Source organism: Cellulosimicrobium sp. GQ32, assembly GCF_059758455.1.
The window spans coordinates 227,244-249,290 of sequence record NZ_JCAXEP010000001.1 but is presented as its reverse complement, the minus strand read 5'-3'; the positions used below and the strand labels follow the sequence as shown (position 1 = coordinate 249,290).

17 protein-coding genes are annotated in these 22,047 nt (G+C 71.7%); 7 read left to right on the top strand and 10 right to left on the bottom strand.

Annotated features, from left to right (window positions below; all coding sequences use genetic code 11):
- Positions 1-11 precede the first annotated feature (11 nt).
- The 3 genes from AC6CH9_RS00960 to AC6CH9_RS00950 are packed head-to-tail and all read left to right on the top strand — an operon-like array spanning position 12 to position 4,436.
- Positions 12-1,562, top strand: coding sequence for a GH39 family glycosyl hydrolase (locus AC6CH9_RS00960; protein ID WP_498153228.1), 1,551 nt, complete (start codon positions 12-14; stop codon positions 1,560-1,562).
- Positions 1,559-2,290, top strand: a complete 732-nt coding sequence (locus AC6CH9_RS00955) for a DUF624 domain-containing protein (protein WP_498153227.1) — start codon at positions 1,559-1,561, stop codon at positions 2,288-2,290. Before AC6CH9_RS00960 ends, AC6CH9_RS00955 begins: the two co-directional genes overlap by 4 nt.
- A gap of 34 nt (positions 2,291-2,324) precedes the next feature.
- Positions 2,325-4,436, top strand: a complete 2,112-nt coding sequence (locus AC6CH9_RS00950) for a beta-galactosidase (RefSeq protein ID WP_498153226.1) — start codon at positions 2,325-2,327, stop codon at positions 4,434-4,436.
- 173 nt (positions 4,437-4,609) lie between these two features.
- Here the strand turns inward: AC6CH9_RS00950 and AC6CH9_RS00945 are convergent, their stop codons facing one another.
- The 8 genes from AC6CH9_RS00945 to uxaC all read right to left on the bottom strand — a co-directional run bounded on the left by AC6CH9_RS00945 (position 4,610) and on the right by uxaC (position 12,790).
- Positions 4,610-5,470 carry a hypothetical protein gene (locus AC6CH9_RS00945; RefSeq protein ID WP_498153225.1) on the bottom strand — a complete coding sequence of 287 codons (861 nt, stop codon included), beginning with the start codon at positions 5,468-5,470 and terminating at the stop codon, positions 4,610-4,612.
- A gap of 5 nt (positions 5,471-5,475) precedes the next feature.
- Positions 5,476-6,849, bottom strand: a complete 1,374-nt coding sequence (locus AC6CH9_RS00940; protein ID WP_498153224.1) for an AAA family ATPase — start codon at positions 6,847-6,849, stop codon at positions 5,476-5,478.
- Positions 6,850-6,872: 23 nt separating this feature from the next.
- Positions 6,873-7,046, bottom strand: a complete 174-nt coding sequence (locus AC6CH9_RS00935) for a hypothetical protein (protein WP_498153223.1) — start codon at positions 7,044-7,046, stop codon at positions 6,873-6,875.
- A gap of 10 nt (positions 7,047-7,056) precedes the next feature.
- Entirely contained in the window at positions 7,057-7,413 is a 357-nt protein-coding gene (locus AC6CH9_RS00930) for a YciI family protein (RefSeq protein WP_498153222.1), read from the bottom strand.
- Positions 7,413-7,583 (bottom strand): hypothetical protein, encoded by a 171-nt coding sequence (locus AC6CH9_RS00925; protein WP_498153221.1) that lies wholly within the window; start codon positions 7,581-7,583, stop codon positions 7,413-7,415. Before AC6CH9_RS00925 ends, AC6CH9_RS00930 begins: the two co-directional genes overlap by 1 nt.
- A gap of 106 nt (positions 7,584-7,689) precedes the next feature.
- On the bottom strand, positions 7,690-9,174 hold the full coding sequence (locus AC6CH9_RS00920) for a serine hydrolase domain-containing protein (RefSeq protein ID WP_498153220.1): 1,485 nt from the start codon (positions 9,172-9,174) through the stop codon (positions 7,690-7,692).
- 4 nt (positions 9,175-9,178) lie between these two features.
- Complete coding sequence (locus tag AC6CH9_RS00915; protein WP_498153219.1) at positions 9,179-11,215, bottom strand: alpha-glucuronidase; 2,037 nt, start codon at positions 11,213-11,215, stop codon at positions 9,179-9,181.
- Between the two features lie 75 nt (positions 11,216-11,290).
- On the bottom strand, positions 11,291-12,790 hold the full coding sequence (gene uxaC / locus AC6CH9_RS00910) for a glucuronate isomerase (protein WP_498153218.1): 1,500 nt from the start codon (positions 12,788-12,790) through the stop codon (positions 11,291-11,293).
- A 134-nt stretch (positions 12,791-12,924) separates the two neighbouring features.
- Here uxaC and AC6CH9_RS00905 point away from each other — a divergent pair, with 134 nt between their 5' ends.
- Positions 12,925-13,947: a LacI family DNA-binding transcriptional regulator gene (locus AC6CH9_RS00905; RefSeq protein ID WP_498153217.1), complete on the top strand. Its 1,023-nt coding sequence runs from the start codon at positions 12,925-12,927 to the stop codon at positions 13,945-13,947.
- A gap of 708 nt (positions 13,948-14,655) precedes the next feature.
- On the opposite strand, the gene AC6CH9_RS00900 is transcribed toward AC6CH9_RS00905, so the two are convergent.
- A complete protein-coding gene (locus AC6CH9_RS00900) occupies positions 14,656-18,045 on the bottom strand; it encodes a 3-keto-alpha-glucoside-1,2-lyase-like domain-containing protein (RefSeq protein WP_498153216.1) in 3,390 nt (1,129 codons plus the stop codon).
- 152 nt (positions 18,046-18,197) lie between these two features.
- Positions 18,198-19,202 (bottom strand): LacI family DNA-binding transcriptional regulator, encoded by a 1,005-nt coding sequence (locus AC6CH9_RS00895; RefSeq protein WP_498153215.1) that lies wholly within the window; start codon positions 19,200-19,202, stop codon positions 18,198-18,200.
- Positions 19,203-19,495: 293 nt separating this feature from the next.
- Between AC6CH9_RS00895 and AC6CH9_RS00890 the strand changes: the two genes are divergently transcribed.
- From AC6CH9_RS00890 to AC6CH9_RS00880, 3 genes are all read left to right on the top strand, one after another.
- Positions 19,496-19,783, top strand: coding sequence for a hypothetical protein (locus tag AC6CH9_RS00890; protein ID WP_498153214.1), 288 nt, complete (start codon positions 19,496-19,498; stop codon positions 19,781-19,783).
- 426 nt (positions 19,784-20,209) lie between these two features.
- Positions 20,210-21,037 carry a sugar phosphate isomerase/epimerase family protein gene (locus tag AC6CH9_RS00885; protein WP_498153213.1) on the top strand — a complete coding sequence of 276 codons (828 nt, stop codon included), beginning with the start codon at positions 20,210-20,212 and terminating at the stop codon, positions 21,035-21,037.
- Positions 21,034-21,993 carry an ABC transporter permease gene (locus tag AC6CH9_RS00880; protein ID WP_498153212.1) on the top strand — a complete coding sequence of 320 codons (960 nt, stop codon included), beginning with the start codon at positions 21,034-21,036 and terminating at the stop codon, positions 21,991-21,993. Before AC6CH9_RS00885 ends, AC6CH9_RS00880 begins: the two co-directional genes overlap by 4 nt.
- The last annotated feature ends 54 nt before the right edge of the window (positions 21,994-22,047 follow it).

Below are 22,047 nucleotides of genomic sequence, written 5' to 3'. Positions count from 1 at the left end.
GAGCATCACCCGTGACACCCACCGTCGTCCCGTCCGAGCCCGTCGCCGTCCTGTCCGACGCGTGGCGCACGTGCGTGGGCACGGGCCGGTTCAACCTCGCGCTGCGCCAGGACTACCAGGAGTCGCTCGCTCTCGCGCAGGCCGAGATCGGCTTCCGGTACATCCGGGGCCACGGCCTGCTGTCCGACGACGTCGGGGTCCACCGCCCGTACGACGTCGCGGGGCACCAGGGCACCCGGTACACCTTCACCTACGTCGACCAGGTCGTCGACGCCTACCTCGCGCTCGGGGTCAAGCCGTTCCTCGAGCTCGGGTTCATGCCGTCGGGCCTGGCGTCGGGGGACCAGACGGTGTTCTGGTGGAAGGGCAACGTCACGCCGCCGCGCGACCACCGCGAGTGGGCCGCCCTCGTGACCGCGGTGCTGCGCCACCTGGTCGACCGCTACGGGATCGACGAGGTCCGGACGTGGCCCGTCGAGGTGTGGAACGAGCCCAACCTCGTGAACTTCTGGGAGGGCGCCGACCAGGAGGCCTACCTCCGCCTGTACGAGGCGACCGCGCACGCCGTGAAGGACGTCGACGCCGACCTCCAGGTGGGCGGCCCGGCGATCTCGCCCGGCGCCGACGACTGGTGGGCGCCGTTCGCCGACGCCGTCGCCGCCCGCGACCTGCCGTGCGACTTCGTGTCCTTCCACGCGTACACGACCGGACCCGCTCAGCACGTCCCGTTCGGCGTCTACCAGACCCTGCGCCACCCGACCGACCTGCTCGACCAGTTCGCGCGCCCCCGCGAGCTCCTCGCCGGGACCCGGCTGGAGGGGCTGCCCGCGCACGTCACCGAGTTCAACACGAGCTACCGCCCCGACAACCCGGTGCACGACACCGCGTACAACGCGGCCGCCCTCGCGCCCGTGCTCGCCGCCGGCGGCGACGCGGTGGACTCGTTCTCCTACTGGACGTTCTGCGACGTCTTCGAGGAGGAGAACATCCCCACCACGCTCTTCCACGGCGGGTTCGGCATGCTCGCCCACCGCCAGGTGCGCAAGCCCACCTACCACCTCTACACGTTCATGGCGCGCATGGGCCCCGACGTGCTCGCGCGCGGCGCCGACCACCTCGTGACGCGCGACGCGACGGGCCGCGTCACCGCGCTCGCGTGGCAGCCCGTCGGCGGGACCGACGACCCGGCCGAGCCCGAGCGCCACGAGCTGCGGCTCTCCGTCCCGGTCGGGACACCGGGAGGTCCCGGGACGGCGCAGCGTGCCTCCGTGCACCGCAGCGGCGTCAACGAGACCGACGGCAACGCGTTCACCGCGTGGCAGCACCTCGGCCGCCCCGCGTCGCCGACCGCGCGCCAGCTCGACCTCCTCCACGAGGCCGCCGAGCCCGCCCGCTCGACCACGTCGCTCCCCGTCGTGGACGGCCGCGTCGACCTCACGCTCACGCTCGCGCGGTACGAGGTCACGCTCGTCGAGATCGACCCCGTCCGCGACGAGACGCCCGCGTGGCTCGACGACGGCCGGATCCTCGGCCGGGCCCCGGGCGGGGAGGGCGCACGGTGAGCGACGTGAGCCGGCCCGCGCCGCCGTCGGGCACGGGGAGGAGCACGGGGTCGCCGCTGCCGGGCGCGCTCGGCCAGGGGACGCTCGGGCGCGCGACCGCGCTCGTCTACTGGTACGTCGTCGTCACGGCCCTGCTCGCCCTCGCGGCGCTGCCGACGCTCGCCCTGCTCCTGCTGCTCGACCGCGCGGCGTCCAACGTGCCGCTCGCGGCGCTCGCGGCCCTCCCGCTCGGACCCGCGCTGTCCGCCGCCCTGTACGCCGTCCGGGCGCGCGAGACCGACGACGAGGTGGCGCCCGCCCGCGTGTTCGTGCGCGGCTACCGCCGCGGGGCGCTCGACGCGCTGCGCGTCTGGGCGCCCGCGCTCGGGGTGCTCGCGGTCGTCGGGGTCGTGCTCGCGAACGCCTCGGCCGCGGGCGTCGGCCCGACGTACGCGGCCGTGCTCGTCGTGATCGCGGTCCTCGCGCTCGTGTGGGGGCTGCACGCTGTCGCCATCGCGACCCTCTTCTCGTTCCGCACGCGCGACGTCGCGCGCCTCGCCGCCCACTACCTCGGCCGGACGCCGCTCGTGAGCCTCGGCGTCGTCTCGTTGCTCGTCGCCGCGGCCGGCGTCGCGTGGTTCGCCACGGACGGCGTCCTCGCGCTCGTCGGCGGCGTGTGGGTGTGGTGCTGGTACCGCAACGACCGGCAGATGCTCGACGACGTCCGTGCCCGCTTCACGACCGACTGACCCCGACCCGCCCGCCCGAGGAGCCGTCCCCGTCATGACCCCCGCCCGTCTGCCCGCGACCGAGAAGATCCTCTACGGGGGCGACTACAACCCCGAGCAGTGGCCGCGCGCCGTGTGGGAGGACGACTACGCCGCGTTCGACGAGGCCTCGATCGACACGGTGACGCTCGCCGTCTTCGGGTGGTCGTACCTCCAGCCCGCCGAGGACACCTACGACTTCACGCGCCTCGACGAGATCGTGGCGCGCGCGGTCGAGGGCGGGCGCCAGATCGTGCTCGCGACGTCGACCGGCGCGCTACCCCCGTGGCTCGCGCACGCGTACCCCGAGGTGAACCGCACCGACTTCGAGGGCCGCGCGCACGCGTACGGGCAGCGGCACAACGCGTGCCCCAGCTCGCCCGTGTACCGCCGCCTCGCCGCCGAGCTCGCGGGGCGCATCGCCGAGCGCTACGCCGGCACGCCCGGCCTCGTCGCGTGGCACGTGGGCAACGAGTACGGCGGGTACGACGGCGGCTGCTGGTGCGAGCGCTGCGCCGTCGCCTTCCGCGGGTGGCTGCGCGAGCGGTACGGCACGATCGAGCGCCTGAACGAGGCGTGGAACGCGACCTTCTGGTCGCACCTGTTCTCCGACTGGGACCAGGTCGTGCCGCCGAACAAGCTCACCGAGCACTGGCGCGGGCCCGACCACACGGCGTTCCAGGGCATCACGCTCGACTACCGCCGCTTCATGACCGACGCGATGCGGCAGAACTTCCGCGACGAGAAGGCCCGCATCCGCGAGCACGACGCGACGACGCCCGTCACGACGAACTTCATGGGCATGTTCCGCCCGCTCGACTACCACCGCTGGGCCGACGACCTCGACTTCGCGTCGTGGGACAACTACCCGCCCGGGCAGCGCGAGCACGCGCGCATGGCGCTCGCGCACGACCTCATGCGAGGACTCAAGGACGGCGCGCCGTTCTGGGTCATGGAGCAGACGCCGACCATCACCGCCTCGCGCGACGTCAACCCGGTGAAGCGCCCGGGCGTGCTGCGCCTGTGGTCGTGGCAGGCGGTCGCGCACGGCGCGGACGCCGTCCTGTACTTCCAGATGCGGCAGTCGAAGGGCGCGTGCGAGAAGTACCACGGCGCCGTGCTGGACCACGCGGGGCGTCGTGACACGCGGAGCTTCCGCGAGATCGCCGCGCTCGGCAGCGAGCTGCGCGGCCTCGGCGACGCCGTCCTCGGCGCCCGGACCCCCGCGCGCGTCGCGTTGCTGTTCGACTGGGACTCGTGGTGGGCCGCCGAGATGACGGACGGCTTCAACCGCCACGCGCGCTACGTCGACACCGTGCTCGCGTACTACCGCGCGCTGTGGCAGGCGAACGCCGACGTGGACGTCGTACCTGTGACCGCCGACCTGTCGCGGTACGACGTCGTCGTCGCGCCCATGCTGCACCTCCTGAAGGGCGACGTCGCCGCGCGCCTGGAGGGCGTGGCCGCGCGGGGCGGCACCGTGCTGTCGTCGTTCTGGGCGGGCCGGGTCGACGAGGACGACAACGCGTTCCTCCTGGACGCGCCCGGTCCGCTCGGGTCGCTGTTCGGCATCCGGGTCGAGGAGACCGACTCCGCCGAGCCGGGCGTCGTGAACCCGGTCGCGCTGCACGACCCCGACCTCGACGACGTCGCCGACGCCGCCGGGACGCCGGGGAGCGCCGAGGCGCCGCTCGTCGTGGGCGGCGGGCTCGTGTTCGAGGTCGTGGTGCCGCAGGGCGCCGAGGTCGTCGGGACGTACGGCGCCGAGTTCTACGCCGGGACCCCGGCGGTCACGCGCCACCGCGTCGGGGGGACCGACGGCGTGCCCGGCGAGGCCTGGTACGTCACCACGGCGCTCGACGACGCGGGCGTCGCGTGGGTCGTGCGGCGCGTGCTCGACCGGCACGGCCTCGTCGGCCCGTACGCCGACGTCCCCGACCTCGAGCTCGCCGTGCGCGAGCGCGACGGCGAGCGCACCGCGTTCGTCCTCAACCACGCCCAGGAGACCGTCGAGGTCGCCGCGCACGCGGCGGGCACCGACCTCCTCACCGGCCGCCGGATCGAGCGCGGCGAGCGTCTTCGCCTCGCCCCGACGGACGTCGTCGTGCTGCGGGAGGACCGGCCTTGAGAACTTCCGGTCGATGTTGCGGCACCTCAGAGGTGCTACCCGACTTGACAACAGGGAACAAAGCCAAGGACGTCTCTCGCTCCAAACCAACACGATTGTTCTGTGGTCAACGAGCAAAATGCATCCCTGTGTGACGTGCCGGACAACGCATTTTGATCCCCACGCGTACCGCTTCACGAGTCCCGAACTCGTCGCAGCAGTGCTGGGAAGAGATTTGTCGAATCAAGATCGATCTTGTCGAGAGCCTGTCGAAGGAGGCTCTCGACTGTCTCCACCTTGGCCAAATCGTTTCGCAAGCGAAGAAACTCAATGATCATGGGTGCGATATCGTGACCGCGAATGCCCGCGTACTCGTCGACGGGGACCTGCCTTAAGTACTCCTCGTGCATTTGAAGGAGTCGATCCAGCGTAGATCTTTCGGGTGTTGGGCGAATCGCCTTAACGAGTTCTCGGATATCGGAAATGACTTGACCCTGTGACCCGACGCAGCGAGATGCGAACTTGTCGGCGAGCCGTCGGCCCTCTTCATGTGTGTGGAGTACGAATCTCAACACGTAGACGGCTACCCAAACGGGTCGGAGCAGCGAGCGCACGTCGCTGGGTTCGACGCTAGACTTGGCGGCTCGCATGAGGAAACTGCGTAGCGGACGGTCCCTTAAGGTGTACACCTCCATCGCCGCGTGATCTGTGGTCAAGAGTTCAGGTAGGCGCGGCAGAGCTGCATCGAGGTCGTCATAGTCTCGGTCTACAACACACGTAACCGACGCCTCTTCGAGGTTCCACGTAGAGCTCTCCACGGCCAGCGCAACCACTCGGCCACGAGCATTAACTTCGCGATGATGTCGAGACACGACTCCCGCGTCAACTTCGACGCGATCGTCAATGGCGTATACACCGCCCCGCGTATACCCACTCTCTGCGAGGTACCATCTCACAAGTCCAGCATCATCTCTTCCCTCGACATAGATGTCACGGATCTGAGGGTTCAAGCGATACTCGACGGCAAGCTCCTCGAGTCGACGTTTCGGGATCATTGCTGCTAGCGACCCTCCAGTACGACGATTGACTCGGCGTGACCACTCAGAATCTCTATTGAATGTGTCGCGATAAGGAACTGTACGGATGTCTTTGCGACGAGACCAAGAAGTGCGTCGACTACTCGTCGTTGCCAATCTACACCAAGACTAAGTTCCGGTTCGTCAATGAGAACCAGGGCTGTATCAACTCTTGCCAGCAACGTCGTGCAAAGGAGCATGAGCAGGTGTCTTTCACCCGAAGATAGCGACGAAAGCTCTAGGTCCTGGCCTGAATCGGATACAACGATCAATCCGCGCTGAGGCTCAAAGACCACCGACTTTCCTATGAAGAAGCTGTTGGCAGTTGGAACGAGGGCTTCGAGCACAGTTCGCGCTTCCTCAAGTGCCTCAAAGCGCGCTTTCAGGCTCTCCAAGTAGGGCGAAAGCACGCTGTCTGCGATCCCGAGTCTCTCATGATCCTCAATCCGCCAAAGCATCGCGATGAGGCCCTCAGTGTCAAGACGCGGGACGAGGCCAAATGCTTCGAACCGCGGGCTCGTAGTGCGGATATCGTCGAGCAGCCCGAATGCACGCACTTCCTGGGTTTCGCCGGAGCGACGTCCACCCGCCAACTGAGCGAGAAAGTCGCGATATATCGCATTGCTATTGGCGGACCCATGATTCTGTGCCCCTAGAGTGAGGCTCCGCAGGTAGTCGCTCGCTCGACGGACGGTCAGTTGTAGCTCTAGGTGCACCATCCGACTGAGCCGATCCTGACGATCCATATCCGATCTACGAAATAGGAGTTCGCGGGCGCGGTTCAAGTCCTCCTCGTCGGAGAGCACGCTGCGATCGTCCGCGAGGAGGATGGGGTTACTCACGCGTCGTGACAAGAACTCGTAATATGCCTGCTCGGCGGCGAGGGAGTCGTTATGTGAGGTGATTCGGCGCTCTATGGACCGCAACTCGCGCGCCTTTAGGGATGATTTGTTTGACCGATTGACCTGCTCGGCGAGCGCGCGTAGGTTGCCCATTCCACCACGAACGACGTGATCATCATCGGCCGCAAACGTCGCGACTTCCGGATCTTTGCCAGGCCTTTGAATTGAGATTGTAAAGGAGCCGAGCAATCCATCGAGTTTGCGTACGACAAGCGTGTGGCCGAAGGAAAAGCGAATGGTTAGCCGCGAGAAAGGGGTTTGCGCGATATGCGTGCGGTGCCCACGATTCTCAGCGGGGCTCAGCACGTGCCAGACCAATCGGAGCAACGTTGTCTTGCCGGATCCATTCGGACCGTATAGAAGCATCAGTTGGCTAGGGTGATTTGCTACCCATGGATTCTCGAGTCGATAGTTTTTTGTGCCAAATAGTCGCTCGACTTCGATTGAGGCAATCAACGGTGACGACCTTCGAGTCTCTATCATGCGGAACATCGTGCCACGAGCGCCGTCCACGTGCGCAGCGCGGTCGCGAACGCCTCCTGCGCCGACTCCTCGGCGAGGTCGAGGTCGCTCGTGCTGCGCGCGACCGCGCCGAGGACGCGTCCCCACTCGGTGCGGAACGCGTCCTCGACGGCGGTGTCGGTGCCGGTCACGACCGACAGGTCAGGACCCGTCGAGGTCGAGCGGCCAGGCCGGGTGCAGCTCGATCGCGCCGCCGTACGCCATGGGGTGCTCCGACGCGATGGCGATCGCGGTGTCCAGGTCGGGCGCCTCGAGGACGTCGAACCCGGCGATCGTCTCCTTGGTCTCGGAGAACGGCCCGTCGGTGACGAGGACCTTGCCGCCGCGCACCCGCACGCCGACGGCGTCCTCCGCCGGTCGCAGCCGGTCGCCGATCACCGCGGCACCGCTGCCGTAGTGGCGCCCGACCCACTCCTCGATCGGGGGAGCGGCCTCGGCCTCCTCGGGGCGCAGGTCAGGGTCGTGCGGCGTGCCGAGCACGAGCATCAGGTAGCGCATCAGAGGTCCTCCGCCCTCGTCGTCGCGGGCCGGCGGAGCGCCGTCGGCCCGTAGAGCACCACGTCGGCGACGTCGATCCCGTCGCCCACGCTGCGCCGTCCGTCACGGTAGCGCGCGAGGTCCGGCGGCTGCTCCCGGTTCGCCGCGAGGATCGTCTCCAGAAAGGTCATCGTGCCTCCTCCGTCGGTGCGGCCCGTGCGGCCGCTCACCCAGACGACGAAGCCCGGGCGGCGAGATCGACACGTCGCGCCGACGACTTTCGCGAGAGGGGCCGACTCAAACGAACGTCGAGGCGTGGGCCGCCGGGACGACGAGCGTCGACAGGCTCGGGTGCCACAGCGGCGTCGTGTGCCAGGCGAGGGTCAGGCGCTCCCCGGGGCGGCCCGTCGCGACAAGGCGGTGCGGCGACGTCGGGAGCACCACGTGCACCTCGACGGTGCCGTCGGTCAGTGCGTGGCCGCGCGTCGAGACCGCGAGCACGGGGTCGACGACGGGCCCCGCGGCAGGGCCGGAGCCCTCGGCGGCGTGGGGCCAGGGCAGGACGCGGGTCGTCCAGCGGTCCTCCGCGACGGGGACAGGCTGCCCGCCGACGTCGAGGCGCCAGGTGTACGGAGACCCGGCCCGGGCGGCGTGGAGCGTCCACGTCACCGGGCTGATCACGTCCTGCGGCGTCGGTTGCGGGTCGAGCTCCCGGCCGAGGATCCCCGGCCACGAGTCGAGCGTCGCGAGCCGGTCCGCGAGGCGCGCCGCGGCGGCGGGGTCGGGCGGCAGCGGGGTGCTTCCGTCACCCGTGCGCTCGACGAACGCCCAGATCGCGTCGAGGGTCGACTGCGCGTCGCGGGTCGCGCCGCGGTACCCGATCGCGAGCCCGCGCTCGGGGACGGCGATCGCGAACTGCCCGTACGCGCCGTCGGCCCGGAAACCGTGCCGGCTCGTCCACACCTGGTAGCCGTAGCCGCGCGACCAGTCCGGCGGCTCGCCGCCGGACACCCCGGGGGCGCCGCCGTGCTCCGCCGTGTCCGACCACGGCTCGCGCATCGCGGCCAGCCACGCGGGCGGGATCACCGTGACGCCCGCGTAGCGGCCGCCGTCGGCCATCGCGACGGCGAGGCGCGCCATCTCGGCGGTCGTCACGTGCAGCCCTGAGAAGCCCTGGTCGATGGCACCGAGCGGGACCCACCACGGGTGCGCGACCCCCAGCGGGTCGAGGACGCGCGGGCGCAGGTAGTCGAGCAGGCGTTCGCCCGTGATCGCCGTGACGACCTCGGACAGCGCACGTGACGCGGGCGAGCTGTACGCGAAGTGCGTGCCCGGGGCGTGCTCCGGTGGGGTCGCGAGCAGGCGGGGGAGGTCGAACCCGATCTCGGCGAGCTGGCCGGACGTGTGACCGGTGTTCATCGTCAGCAGGTGCCGCACGGTGAGGCCGGTCGGGTCGAGCAGGCCGAGCGCCTCGCCGACGAGGTCGTCGACGGCGAGGCGCCCCTCGGCCACGAGGTGCCCGACGGCGAGCGCGGTGAACGTCTTCGAGACGGAGTAGACGAGGCCCGGCAGCGGCGCGTCGTGGGGTGCCCACGCCGCCTCGACCACCGGGACGCCGGCGCGCGCGACGACGAGGCCGTGCGGGTCGAGCCCGCCGTCCTCGAGCGCGTCGAGGAGGTCGAGGACCGCGGCGGACGGGATCCCGTGCGCCTCGGGGGAGGGCGCGGTCGTCCCGGGCCGGGTCACGGCTGCGGTCACGGGCTCGGTCGCTGGCTCTGTCACGTGCTCAGTAGATCGTGCGGCCGTGCGCGTCGGCCACGCCGGACGCGCGCAGGAAGTACGTGCACACCTGGTCGCGCCACTCGCGCGCCGAGCGGAGCTGCTCCGCGAGGCGCTCGGTGACGCGATCGAACGTCGCGTCGTCGACCGCGCCGCGCAACCCCTCCCACGTGCGGACGTACTCCTCGACGCGCTCGACACCGGCGAAGTGGGTGTCGTAAACGTGCTGGACGACGGTCGTGCCGTCGTGCAGCACGTGCCCGTACGGCACGTGGTGGAAGAAGAGCAGCAACTCGTCGGGGCACGTGTCGAGCGACTCGTAGACGTCGCGCCACGGCGCGGGGTACTGGCCGGTGTAGCCGGTCCCGGTCGCGCGGGTGCGGTCGACGCCGATGCCGTCGCGGTCGGCGAAGTGGTACGTGCCCCACGGCGAGTACTCGTAGCCGTCGACCGACGGCCCGTAGTGGTGCCCCGGGTTCACCATGAAGCCCACGCCGAGCGGCGCGGTGTACGCCTCGTAGGTGCGCCACGAGTCGTCGAGGACGGCGTGGACCCCCGCCCGGACGTCGGGGTCGACCGTGCGGTCGGCGCCCGCGGGCGACGGGGACGCGAACGTCAGCGCCACCCACTCGTCGAGGACGCCGGTCGGGTCGAGCGTCGGGTCCCACGCGAGGCGGCCGAACGCGTAGAGGTTCGCCTGCGCGAGCGGGTGGCCCGTCCAGAACGCGTCGTCGCCGACGTTGGACACCGCGGCGATCCCGCCGCCGCGCGCGGCCGCGACCCGGGGAGACGCTCCCGGGCCGGCGCCCCCGACGACGTCGGACACGGTGGGGGAGCCGTCGTCGCCCTCGACCGGGCCCCACGGGCGGAACCGCAGGATCTCGCTCCACCACGGGCCCAGGTAGCACGCGTGCCGCTGCTGGCCCGTGTACTCCTGCGTCACCTGGAGCTCGACGGCGAGGCGCGTGCGCGGCATCGCCGCGAGCACGGGGGACACGGGCTCGCGCGTCTGGAAGTCCATCGGGCCGTGCTTGACCTGCACCACGACGTTCTCGTCGAACCGCCCGTCGAGCGGCGCGAAGTGGTCGTAGGCGGCGCGCGCCCGGTCGGTCGAGCGGTCACGCCAGTCCTGCGTGTGGTCGTAGACGAACGCGCGCCAGTGCACCGTGCCGCCGTGCGGGGCGAGGGCGCGCGCGAGGAGGTTCGCGCCGTCGGCGTGGTCGCGCCCGTACGCGAACGGCCCTGGCTGGCCCTCGGAGTCCGCCTTGACGACGAACCCGCCGAAGTCGGGGATCACCTCGTACACACGGGCGACGGCGTCGGCCCACCACGCCCGGACGTCCGGGTCGAGCGGGTCCGACGTCGTGAGCCCGCCGAGCACGATCGGCGACGCGAAGCTCACCGACAGGTGCACCCGGATGCCCCACGGCCGGAACGCGGCGGCGATGCGCGCGACGTCGGGCAGGCCGTCCGTGAGCAGCCGCGCCTCGCGCGCGTGCACGTTGACGTTGTTGATCGCGACCCGGTTCACACCCGTCGCCGCGAGCAGGCGCGCGTACTGCTCGACGCGTGACAGGTCCTCGCGCACGCGCCCGTCCGCGTAGAAGATCGAGCCGCCGGAGTACCCGCGCTCGACCTGACCCATGACCGGGTGGACGTCGACGTTGTCCCAGTGGTCGAGCATGCGCAGCGCGTGCGCGGGCTCGTGGCGCGCCTCCGGGTGGCCGGCGGGGTCCGTCGTCCCGGCGCGCACGACGTGGAACCACGCGCGGAGGAGCGCGGCGTCGTCGTCCGCCGCGACGTCCAGGCGTCCGTCTCGGTGCGCGACGACGAACCCCTCGCCGCCGGGGACGGCGCCGGTGTCGCGCAGGACGAGGTCGGCGTCGCCGTCGACGAGGGTCGCGCCCGCACGGCGGGCCTCGCCGCGGACGGTCTCGGCGAGCGGGCCGTCGCCCGCGACGAGCACGGTGCGGCCGTGCAGGAAGGCGGTCGCGGCGTCGGGCAGCCAGGCGGGGTGCACGGACGAATGGTCCGGGGTGGTCACGGGTTCACTCCTGGGGAACGGATAGAGCGTGAGTGCGTGAGACAGCCGCGAGATCGGGCCGCCGCGGCGACTGTCTCAGGCACTCGACGGGGGATAGGACGCCTTGGGCAGGTGGTAGGCGAGGTCGACGGCCGTCTCGATCGCCTCGTCGAGGTCGAGCCGGTGCTCGGCGACGAGGCGGGCGAGGTGGCCGGCGTCGATCCGGCGCGCGAGGTCGTGGCGGGCCGGGATGGAGCAGAACGCGCGCGTGTCGTCGACGAACCCGCTCGTGTTGTAGAACCCGGCGGAGTCGGTCGCGGCCTCGCGGAAGCGGCGCATGCCGTCGGGGGTGTCGAGGAACCACCACGGGGCGCCGAGCCGCAGCGCCGGGTAGACGCCCGCGAGCGGCGCGAGCTCGCGCGAGTACGTGTCCTCGTCCACGGTGAACGCGATCATCCGGAAGCGCGGGTGGTGGCCGAACGCCTCGAGGACGGGGCGCAGCGCGCGCACGTACTCGGTGCGCTCGGGGATGTCGTAGCCCTTGTCCGGCCCGTAGGCCTGCGCGACGCCGGCGCAGTGGTCGCGCAGGACGCCGGGGTGGAGCTGCAGGACGAGCCCGTCCTCGGCCGACATCGCAGCCATCTGGAAGAGCATGTGCGCGGAGAAGGCTCGGGCCTCGGCCGCCGTGGCCTCGCCGCGCAGCGCGCGGTCGAGGATGCGGGCGGCGTCGGCGTCGTCGAGAGGAGTGGTGTCGGCGGTCAGGTGGCCGTGGTCGGTCGCGCGGGCGCCGGCGGCGACGAACGCGGCGCGGCGTGCGCGCAGCGCGTCGAGGTAGGACCGGTAGTCGACGACGTCCGTCCCCGCGGCCGCGCCGAGCTCGGCCACCTGGGCGGCCCAGTCGGCGCGGTCGACGTGCAGGAGCGGGTCGGGGCGGAACGTCGGCACGACGCGCTCGCCCCAACCGTCGGCGGCGAGGCGCGCGTGGTCGGCGAGCGGGGACTGCGCGGGGTCGGTCGTCGCGAGGAGCTCGAGGCCGAACCGCTCGAACAGCGCGCGCGGACGGTACTCGGGACGCGCGAGCCGGTCGACCAGGTGGTCGTACAGCGCGTCCGCGGTCTCGGCCGACGGCTTCACCGGCGCGCCGAAGACCTCGACGAGCGCGTGCTCGGTCCAGTAGCGCGTCGGGGTGCCGCGGAACAGGTGCCACCCGGCGCAGAACCGGCGCCAGATCTCGCGCGGGTCGGTCTCCGCGGGGGCCGTGCCGGCGGGGGCGCCGGGCACGGGCGCGACCCCGAGGTCCTGGACGCCGTGCACGCCCGGCGACCCGTGCGGTGACGTGCTCTGCGCGACGAGCATGCGCACGAGGTAGTGGTCGGGCGTGACGAACAGCGCGGCGGGGTCGCCGAACGGGGCGTCGTCGGCGAACAGCGTGACGTCGACGTGGCCGTGCATCGAGACGATCGGCAGGTCGCGCGTCTCGGCGTAGACCTCGCGGGCGAGCGGGCGCAGCACCGGGTCGGCGGGCAGGGCGCGGTCGGGGTGCAGGGACCACGACGCCGTCGCGGTGGTCGGGTCCAGGTGGGCCGTGCTCGTCACGGGTTCCTCCAGAGGCATCGTTGCGAACGTTTGCATCCTACGTCATCGGCGTACTGATGTGTCACCGGCCCCGAGCGCTACAATCGTTCGCAGCCCCGGTCTCCCCGCGGGGCCCGAGCGCCGAGGAGGCAGCCGTGGTCACCGTCCGTGACGTCGCCCGCGAGAGCGGGGTGTCGATCTCCACGGTCTCGCGCGCCCTCGCCGAGCCCGAGCGGGTCGCGCCGGAGACGCGCGACCGCGTCGTCGCCGTCGCCAACCGCCTCGGCTACCGGCCCAACCGCGCCGCGAGCGGGCTGCGCGCCGGGCGGACCGGAGCCCTCGGGCTCGTGGTGCCCGACCTCGAGAATCCCTACTTCGCGTCCGTGACCAAGGGCGTGCAGGCGCGGGCGCGCCAGACCGGCCACGCCGTGTTCGTCGTCGACGCGGGGGAGGACCCCGCGCTCGAGACGGAGCTCGTGACGGGGCTGCGGTCCCAGACGGACGGGCTCGTGCTGTGCTCCCCGCGTGCGGCCGAGGCCGACCTGGACGCTGCGCGCGACGCCCCGGTCGTGCTCGTCAACCTCCGCCACGAGGGCATCCCCTCCGTCTCCTCGGACGACGTGCACGGCGTCCTCCTCGCCGTCGAGCACCTCCGTGCGCTGGGCCACCGCCGGGTCGCGTACGTCGGCGGGCCCGACCGGTCGTGGTCGGACGCACGCCGCCGCGCCGGGCTCGACGCCGCCCGCGAGCGCTACCCGGACGTCGAGACCGTCACCGTGGGGTCGTTCCGCCCCCGCGTCGAGGGCGGCCGCGCCGCCGCCGACCTCGTCGTCGCGTCGGGCGCGACGGCGGTCCTCGCCTACAACGACCTCGTCGCCCTCGGCCTCGTGGCGCGTCTGCGCGAGCGCGGCGTCGACGTCCCGCGCGACCTCAGCGTCGTCGGGTTCGACGACACGTTCGTCGCGACCCTCGCCTCGCCCCCGCTCACCACGGTCCGCACCGACCTCGCGCGCCTCGGCGCCCGCGCCGTCGACCGCCTGGTCGCCGCGCTCGGCACGCGTCGCGGGGTTGCCGCCGCCGACGGCGACGGGTCCCCGGAGCCCGCGACGCCACCCGACGACGTCCTCCCCGTCGAGCTCATGGTCCGCGACTCCACGACCCTCGCCCCCACCCGCTAGCGAGGGAGACCGGTAGTCGCGCGAGGAGGAACAGCGGCCCCCCGAGGTAGGTAGGGTCCCGCGAGACAGAACCCAGGTCGCGCGAGGTAGAGCCGTGGTTGGCCGAGGTAGAGCCCTGGTCACGCGAGGTAGAGCCCTGGTCACGCGAGGTAGAGCCCCGGTCACGCGAGGTAGAGCCCTGGTCACGCGAGGTAGAGCCCCGGTCACGCGAGGTAGAGCCCTGGTCTGCCGAGGTAGAGGCGTGGTCATGCCCGACAGCGTGTGGTCGCCCGGGGTGGTCGGGGTGGGGGTGGTGCCGCGTCGACCATCCGCGCCGCTCGTTCCTCGCGTCGCTCGCGCGTTCTCGGTCGGGACTGTCGTGCGTTCGCCAGCTCACTCTGGATGATCCCTCGCTCCAGGCCCGCCACGACGCGGCACCACCAATCACCCCGCCCGGCGTCGTCTCACCTGGTCTTCACGCACCCGGGCGACCTCACCTTCCTCGCATGACCGGGGCTCTACCCGGCACACCATGGCTCTACCTCGGCCGACCATGGCTCTACCTCGCGTGACCATGGCTCTACCTCGCGCGACCATGGCTCTACCTCGGCAGACCAGGGCTCTACCTCGGTAGACCATGGCTCTACCTCGGGAGACGACACGACGGAGCCGGGGCCGCCTCGTGCACCGTGCGGTACGCGAGACGGCCCCGGGTCCGGACCGGGCTGGTCAGCCGCAGGACGGCTGGCCGTGCTCCGGGGTCGCGACGGTCTGCCGCTCGTCAGAGGTGTCGGACGGACGGGCGGTGACGGTCACGGATCCGGCCGCCGGGTCCTCCACGCCCCGGACGGCGAACGACTGGTAGGCGTTCTTGCCGGGGGCGACGTCGGAGAACGTCTTGGACCCGAACGGCGTGTCGAGGACGACGTCCAGGGGGACGGTGTCGTCGTTGACGGCGCGCACGGCGACGTACGGCGTGCCCGCGAGGCACCGGACCTCGGCGGTCGCGGTGACCGCGACCTCCTCCTGGCCGGGCTCCTCGACGCTCGGGAGCCGCTCGATCCAGATGTTGCGGAACCGGGGGTTGAGGCCGGGGTCGCCGTGGTCCTGGAGCTTGATGTACCCCGACGTCGGTCCCTCCGCCCGGCCGTTGCCGGTCTTGCCGGTGACGGCGACGTCGTCGTGCACGACCTGCCCGTTCCACACGAGCGTGAGGCGGGCGTCCTCGGTCTTCTTGCCGTCGGGGCCGAAGCGGGCTCCACGGAACGTGATGTCGTACGTCTGCCACGTACCCATCGGGGTGGCCGCGTTCACGTCGGGAGCCCTCTGGAGGTAGATCGCCCCGGCGTGGTCGTTCCTCGGCGGGTCGATGCCGAAGGACTCGAGCACCTGGACCTCGTAGCGCTCCTGGATGTAGACGCCGCTGTTGCCGCGGGCCTGACCGGTCTGCGTGGGGGCGTGCTCCGGCTGGTACCACTCGACGTGCATCCGGAAGTCGTCGAACTTCTCCCGGGTGCGGATGTCGCCGCCGAACGACTCCACGGACCCGTCGGCGATCGGCCACGTGGCGGGACCGCCGCCGTTGACGGCTGCCCACTGGTCGAGGTCGTCGCCGTCGAACAGGGTGACGCGCTCGGTCGGGGTGACGGTGAGGCTGTCGAGGTTGACGTGCCCGATGTCGTCGTCGTCGTGCCGGATCGTGATGGTGTTGGCGCCCTCGCGCAGGGGCACGGTCTCGACCTGCGTGGCCCACGTGGACCACGCCACGGTGCTGTCGAACCAGACCTGCTTGAGCTTCTCGCCGTTGACGTAGAGGCTCAGGTTCCTCGGCAGCGGCGTGGGGTCGCTGTTCTGACCGTTGGCGTAGCGGATCGCGAGGTCGTGCGGGCCGGCCTCCTCGGTGCGGACGGCGAACGTCGTCTGGGCGCCCGGCTCCCAGTTGCGGTCGACGAACCCGGAGCCCGAGTAGCCGGCGTGGTTGCTGTTCCAGCCGGCGCCGCCGCTGATGTCCGCGGCCTCGGCCTCGTAGACCGGCGGTGCGACGGAGCCGTCGGGCAGACGCGTGAGGGTGTACCACGCCTCGGTGCTCCACAGCTCCTGCCCGGTCTCGGACGCGAACGGGCGCGGGGAGTGGACGTTCACGACGCGCCCCGGCTTCAGCCCGTCGATCTGGAGCGTGACGGTCTTGCGGTCCTCCGACACGGTCGCGGAGGTGACGTCGAGGTCCTCCTCGTCGACCTTCGGACCGCCGTACTGCGGGGTCGCGACGTAGCGCCACTGCGCGGCGGTGTACTTCGACGCGAGGTCCTGCGCCGTCTCCTCGGAGAGCGGCTGCGTGTACTCGATCTCGAACCCGCCCTCGACGGCACGCATCGCGAGCATGTCGAACGCGTTGTTGTCGTCATACGTGAGCTTCTGGAGCCCGTAGGAGAGCTTGCCCGCCTGGCCCCAGTTGCCGGACCAGCCGATGCCGCCCACGTAGATCGCGCCGTCAGGACCGACGCTCGTCCGGCTCACGCCGGACTCCAGGCCCTGCGTCATGCGGAAGACGGCGCCCTGCTCCTGGCCCGCGACGTCCTCGAGGTAGGCGCGCTGGAGGCCGCCGTACGTCACGTCGCCGATCGCGAGCTGCCCGGCGAACACGCCCTCGGTGAGCACGACCGGGTTGCTCGGCGAGTTCGAGATCTCGCTGTGCGGCATCCACAGGACCGGCTCGGTGACGGGCTGGTCGTCGTAGGGGCCGTCGGGGTTGGTGAAGTGGTTGTAGAACGCGCCCTCCTCGACGCGCACCAGCTTCGAGGTCGGGATGCGGACGCCCTGGTTGTCGGTGACGTACATGCCGCCGTCGGCGCCCCAGCCGAGCCCGTTGGGGGTGCGCAGACCGCCCGCGACGTACTCGACCTCGCCGGTCTCCTTGCTGATCTTCATGACCGAGCCGCGGTTCTCCGCGAGCTGCGGGTCGAGCGAGTTGCCGCCCGGCACCATGGCGATGCCGGTGGTGACGTAGAAGTAGCCGTCCTCGTAGAGCAGGCCGAACGCGAACTCGTGGTAGTTGCCGCCGAACGGCCAGGTCGCGATCGTGTCGTAGTCGTCGGCGACCTCGTCGCCGTCGGTGTCGACGAGCGCGGTGAGGCCGTCCTTCTCGGACACGTAGATCGTGCCGTCGACGTACTTGAGGCCCATCGGCTCCGTCAGGCCCTCCGCGACCTTCGTGTAGGTCACGTCGTCGGCGCCGGTGTCTCCCTGGACGTGGTCGATCAGGTAGACCTCGCCGCGCTGCGTGAGCCGGTCACCGCCCCACGTGGAGATGGCCAGACGACCGTCGGGCAGCCAGTCCATGCCCGTCACCTGGGGCTGGAAGCCCTCGGGGCGCAGGTCGGTGAGCCTGTAGTCGGGGTGCACCTCGGTGAGCGGCAGACCGTCGCCCGGGGCCTCGGTGACGCCCTCGCACTCCTTGCGGCCGGGCGAGGTGACGCGCGTGACGTCGGCGTCGGTGCTCAGCACGGAGTTCGGGACGACGACGTAGCCCGACGCGCCCGGCGGCCGCCACTCGAGCTTGAGCCGCTGGTCGAACTCGCCGTCGAAGTGGTCGATGCGCAGCGCGCGGTAGCCCGCGTCGAGCTGGATCGACCCCTCCTTCGACGTCGCGCCGTGGCGGCCCGGGTGGTCGACGACGAGCTCGTCGTCGAGCAGCAGGCGCGCGCCGTCGTCGTTCGTGATCCGGAAGTCGTACGTGCCGGCCTCGGGGACGTTCAGGTACCCCGTCACCTCGGTGACGAACTTGTCCGTGAGGCCGAAGTCGGCCGCCGTGGTCCAGTCGATGGTCGGCATGATCTTGTCGACGTTGGGCGTCTGGCCGGGCTTGAGCGTGCAGTAGTCGTCGAGGATGACCTGGACGTCGAAGACGCGCAGCGTCACGCCGGGCTCCTGCGGACGGATGTCCGCCTGCGCCGCGGCGGGGGCGACGGCGGGTGCCGCGGTCGGGACGGCGGCCTGGGCCGTGAGGACGCCGGACGGCACGGCCAGGGCGGCGAGCGCGGCGACGACGGCACGCCGTCTTCTGCGTCGGTGCCGGGGCGTGACGTGCGCGGGTGGTGCGTCGGTCGAGGGGTGTTCCATCAGCCTGCCTCTCCATCGAGGACCGTGCGTCGGACTGCGCACAGGGCGCGCATCGGTGCGCTGTGCCGTCACTATCCGGGGGCGCGCGCGGTCCGGGCAACGAGTTGCCACTTGTTGCCCCTCTCGACGGGGGCCGCGCACACGGCGTGCGGTCAGGCCGGGCGGGCGGTCGAGCCGCGCTCGACGAGCTTCGCCGGGAGCAGCGTCGGCCCGGCGGCGGGCGCGGGCGACGTGCGCAGCTGGGCCAGGAGCCGCTGGACCGCGAAGGACCCGAAGTGGCGCAACGGCGCCGCGACGGTCGTGAGGGGCGGGGTGCAGAAGTCCGAGCCGAAGATGTTGTCGAACCCGACGATGCTCAGGTCTCGCGGCACCTCGACCCCGAGCCGCCGCAGGCCCCGCATCGCGCCGATCGCGATGAGGTCGTTGTACGCGACGGCCGCCGTGGCGGGGTGCTTGACGAGGGACTTGGCCGCGGAGAGCCCACCGGCGAGCGTCGGGGCGAACGGGCCGATCCGCCGCGCCTGGACGTCGGCCTCACGCGTCGCCTCGCGGAACGCGCGCCAGCGCATCCCGTCGGCCCACGACGCCTCGGGCCCCGCCACGTAGGCGAGGCTCGCGTGCCCGAGACCGGCCAGGTGCTCGACGGCGCTGCGCATGCCCTGGGCGTTGTCCGTCAGGACGCTCGGCACGTCGGTCATGTGCCGGTTCATGACGACGGTGGGCCGCTGCTTGGCGGCGACCCGGATCGAGGAGTCCGAGAGCCGCGACGTGGCGAGGATCAGGCCCTCCACGAGCGGGAGCGTCCGGTCGAGCGCGCGGCGCTCGGCCTCGTCGGACTCGTGCGCGTCGACCATGAGCAGCGTGTACCCGGCGTCGCGGGCCGTCTTCTCCGCACCGCGGATGATCTCGAAGAAGAACGGGTTGGTCACGTCGGCCACGACGATCGCGAGCAGCGACGTCCGGCCCGTCGGCAGGCCCCGGGCCAGCGGGTTCGTCCGGTAGCCGAGCTCGTTGGCGACCTGGCGGATGCGCTCCGCGGTCTGCGCGTTGACGCGGCCGGGTCGCGAGAACGTCCGTGACACGGTCGAGGGGGCGACGCCGGCCGCCTGGGCGACGTCGTAGATCGTCGGGCTGGCACCATTGCCGGCTGAGGTCATGCGGTCGGACTGTAACGCCCCTGACAGCGCCGGACAACAACCGGTTGTCGCCCTCGTGTCGCGTTTCGCGCGCCGCGACCCACCGTGCTGCCCCCGTCCCGTGCGCCGCGAGCGGAGCGTCTCGCGGCAACCCACGGCAACCGACGGCAACTCCTTGACGACCCTTCCCGGGCGTCCTCCAATGGCTCCGTGACCTCGCGTGCGAACGCGTCCCCGCGCCCGACGACGGCACGTCGGCGGCCAGGACCCGGACCCTCCGGTGCCGCTGCTGTCGTGCCCGGCGGGCGGCGTCGATGAGCCGTACCGACCAGGCGCCGACGGTCGGTCTTGCCGTCGGCACGGCGCGCGACGGCGAGGCAGCCGTGCAGGTCGAGGCGGCCGAGAGCGAGCTGCGCCGGCTCGGGCTGGAGGATCTGCGGGTCCACCACCACGGGGACCTCGCCCGGGTCGAGGCCCCCCAGGCGGAGCTGCCCGTCGTGGCGAGCGAGCCGCTGCGCGGCGAGGTCCTGCGGGCCGTCCGGTCGGCGGGATTCCGGCTCGTCGCGCTCGACCTCGGCACCCCGGCGGACCCCGTCGTCTGACGCACCGGCGACTCCGGCACGGCTCCGCCGTGCGGGAGACGTCGGCCGGCAGGCGCCCGGTGGGTGCCGACGGGTGGCAACCGACGGCAACCTCTTTCTCCTGCGCACCTAGCGCCCACGTCAAGGACCAGCACGCGCGGATCCGCGCGTTCCGTGCCTGGCCGCCCCGTCCCACGCTGTCAGGTGCAACAAATGGCAACTCGTTGTCCATGCCTTGCCCCGCACCTACTGTCCATGCCAGGCGTACGGAGAACGAGCTCCGTGCGCAGGACCTCGACCACCGTCCCGTACGACCCCGCGTCCTCGCCCACCGGCCCCGCGCCGCCCCTCCGCACGCGCCCCTCCCCGGGCCGGAGGCTGCGGCCGGCGGCTCACGGTGCCGGCCGCGTCGTCGCACGGGGCCACCAGCAGAAGGGAGGGCGCACGATGTGGACGCTCTCGGGCTTCGCGGACGAGATCTCGCCCGACGTCGAGACGCAGTGCGTCGTCGCCTCCGAGCTGGGACTGGGGTTCGTCGAGCTCCGCAGCGCATGGGGGACCAACGTGCTGGACCTCGACGACGACCAGCGTGAGCGGGTCGCGGGCCTGCTGCGCGCGCACGACCTCCGCGTCTCCAGCATCGGGTCCCCCGTCGGCAAGATCTTCGTCGACGAGGACTTCGACGCCCACCTCGTGCGGATGCGGCACGCAGCCCGCGTCGCGCAGGAGCTCGGGGCCCCGTACGTGCGGGTGTTCTCGTTCTTCGTGCGCCCCGGGACGGACCCGTCGTCGTGGCGCGACGTCGTCCTGCGCCGGATGGCGGCGCTCGCCGAGGTGGCGCGCGAGGCCGGCGTCGTGCTGGTCCACGAGAACGAGAAGGACATCTACGGCGACGTCCCGGAACGGTGCCTGGACGTGGTCGAGTCCGTCGGGTCGCCGCACCTGGCGCTCGCGTGGGACTCGGCCAACTTCGTCCAGGTGGGCGTGCGCCCCTTCACCGACGGCTACGCCCTGCTGCGCCCGTACCTGGAGTACGTCCAGGTGAAGGACGCGCTCGCGGCGACGGGCGCCGTCGTGCCGGCCGGGCGCGGGGACGGCGAGGTCGCCGAGACCGTGCGGGCCCTGCGCGACGACGGCTTCGACGGGTTCTTCTCGCTCGAGCCGCACCTGAGCGAGGCCCACAGTCTCGGCGGGTTCTCCGGGCCGGAGCTGTTCACCGAGGCCTGGGAGGCCTTCACCACGATCCTCGACGCCGAGGCGGTGCCGTTCCGATGACCGACGCGCCCAGCCCGGACGTCCCGCCGACGACCAGGACCACGACCATGGAGGACCGCACGATGACGACTGCCCAGGAAGTGCGACCGGCCCGCCAGGCGGCGCGACCGCCCGCCGGGGCTGCCCGGCGCCCGGGGCCCCGCGGGCGCGGCACGACGTCGTTCGGCAGCCGGGTGGTCGCGGTCGCCTCGGCGGCCTGGCGCCCCGCCCTGGTGCTGCTCGCCCTCTTCGCCGTGTGGTGGTTCGTCGCGTGGCGCGAGCTCGTGCCGGCGTACCTGGTCCCGTCGCCGGGAGCCGTCTGGGACACGATGGTCGAGGACTGGGCCATGCTGGCCGAGCACACGTGGGTGACCACGATGGAGACGGTCGTCGGGTTCGTGCTCGCGGCCGTGATCGGCGTCGCGACGGCCGTCCTGCTCGTCTACTCGCCGACGGCCGAGAAGTCGCTCTACCCGCTCATCCTCTTCGCCCAGGTCATCCCCAAGATCGCGATCGCCCCGATCCTCGTGGTCTGGTTCGGCTTCGGCGCGACGCCGAAGATCATCCTCGCGGTGCTCATCGCGTTCTTCCCGGTCGTGGTCTCGGCCGTCGCGGGGCTGCGGTCGATCGACCCCGAGCTGCTGGAGATGTCGGCGACCATGGGCGCGTCGCGCTGGAAGACGTTCCGCAAGATCCGCTTCCCGGGGTCGCTGCCACAGCTCATGTCCGGCCTCAAGGTCGCCGTCACGCTCGCGGTGGTGGGCGCCGTGGTCGGCGAGTTCGTCGGCGCCGACCGCGGCCTCGGGTACGTGCTGCTCCTCGCGAGCGGCAACCTCGACGCGCCGCTCCTGTTCGCCGACCTCATCCTCATGTCGCTCATCGGCGTGGTGCTGTTCCTCCTCGTCGAGCTCCTGGAGCGGCTCCTCATCCCGTGGCACGCGTCCCGGCGCGGGAACCTCGTCCTCGCGTCCTCCTGACGCGCCGCCGACCCACCCCAGAGTTCGCCGCCCCGACGACGAGGCGGCACGAGC

Excerpts from the sequence above, each read along its gene's own strand:
- AC6CH9_RS00890 (WP_498153214.1), top strand. The coding sequence starts at position 19,496 with ATGAGCCGTACCGACCAGGCGCCGACGGTCGGTCTTGCCGTCGGCACG.
- AC6CH9_RS00950 (WP_498153226.1), top strand. The coding sequence starts at position 2,325 with ATGACCCCCGCCCGTCTGCCCGCGACCGAGAAGATCCTCTACGGGGGC.
- AC6CH9_RS00945 (WP_498153225.1), bottom strand. The coding sequence starts at position 5,470 with ATGATCCCGAAACGTCGACTCGAGGAGCTTGCCGTCGAGTATCGCTTG.
- AC6CH9_RS00925 (WP_498153221.1), bottom strand. The coding sequence starts at position 7,583 with ATGACCTTTCTGGAGACGATCCTCGCGGCGAACCGGGAGCAGCCGCCG.
- AC6CH9_RS00930 (WP_498153222.1), bottom strand. The coding sequence starts at position 7,413 with ATGCGCTACCTGATGCTCGTGCTCGGCACGCCGCACGACCCTGACCTG.
- AC6CH9_RS00880 (WP_498153212.1), top strand. The coding sequence starts at position 21,034 with ATGACCGACGCGCCCAGCCCGGACGTCCCGCCGACGACCAGGACCACG.
- AC6CH9_RS00900 (WP_498153216.1), bottom strand. The coding sequence starts at position 18,045 with ATGGAACACCCCTCGACCGACGCACCACCCGCGCACGTCACGCCCCGG.
- AC6CH9_RS00895 (WP_498153215.1), bottom strand. The coding sequence starts at position 19,202 with ATGACCTCAGCCGGCAATGGTGCCAGCCCGACGATCTACGACGTCGCC.
- AC6CH9_RS00885 (WP_498153213.1), top strand. The coding sequence starts at position 20,210 with ATGTGGACGCTCTCGGGCTTCGCGGACGAGATCTCGCCCGACGTCGAG.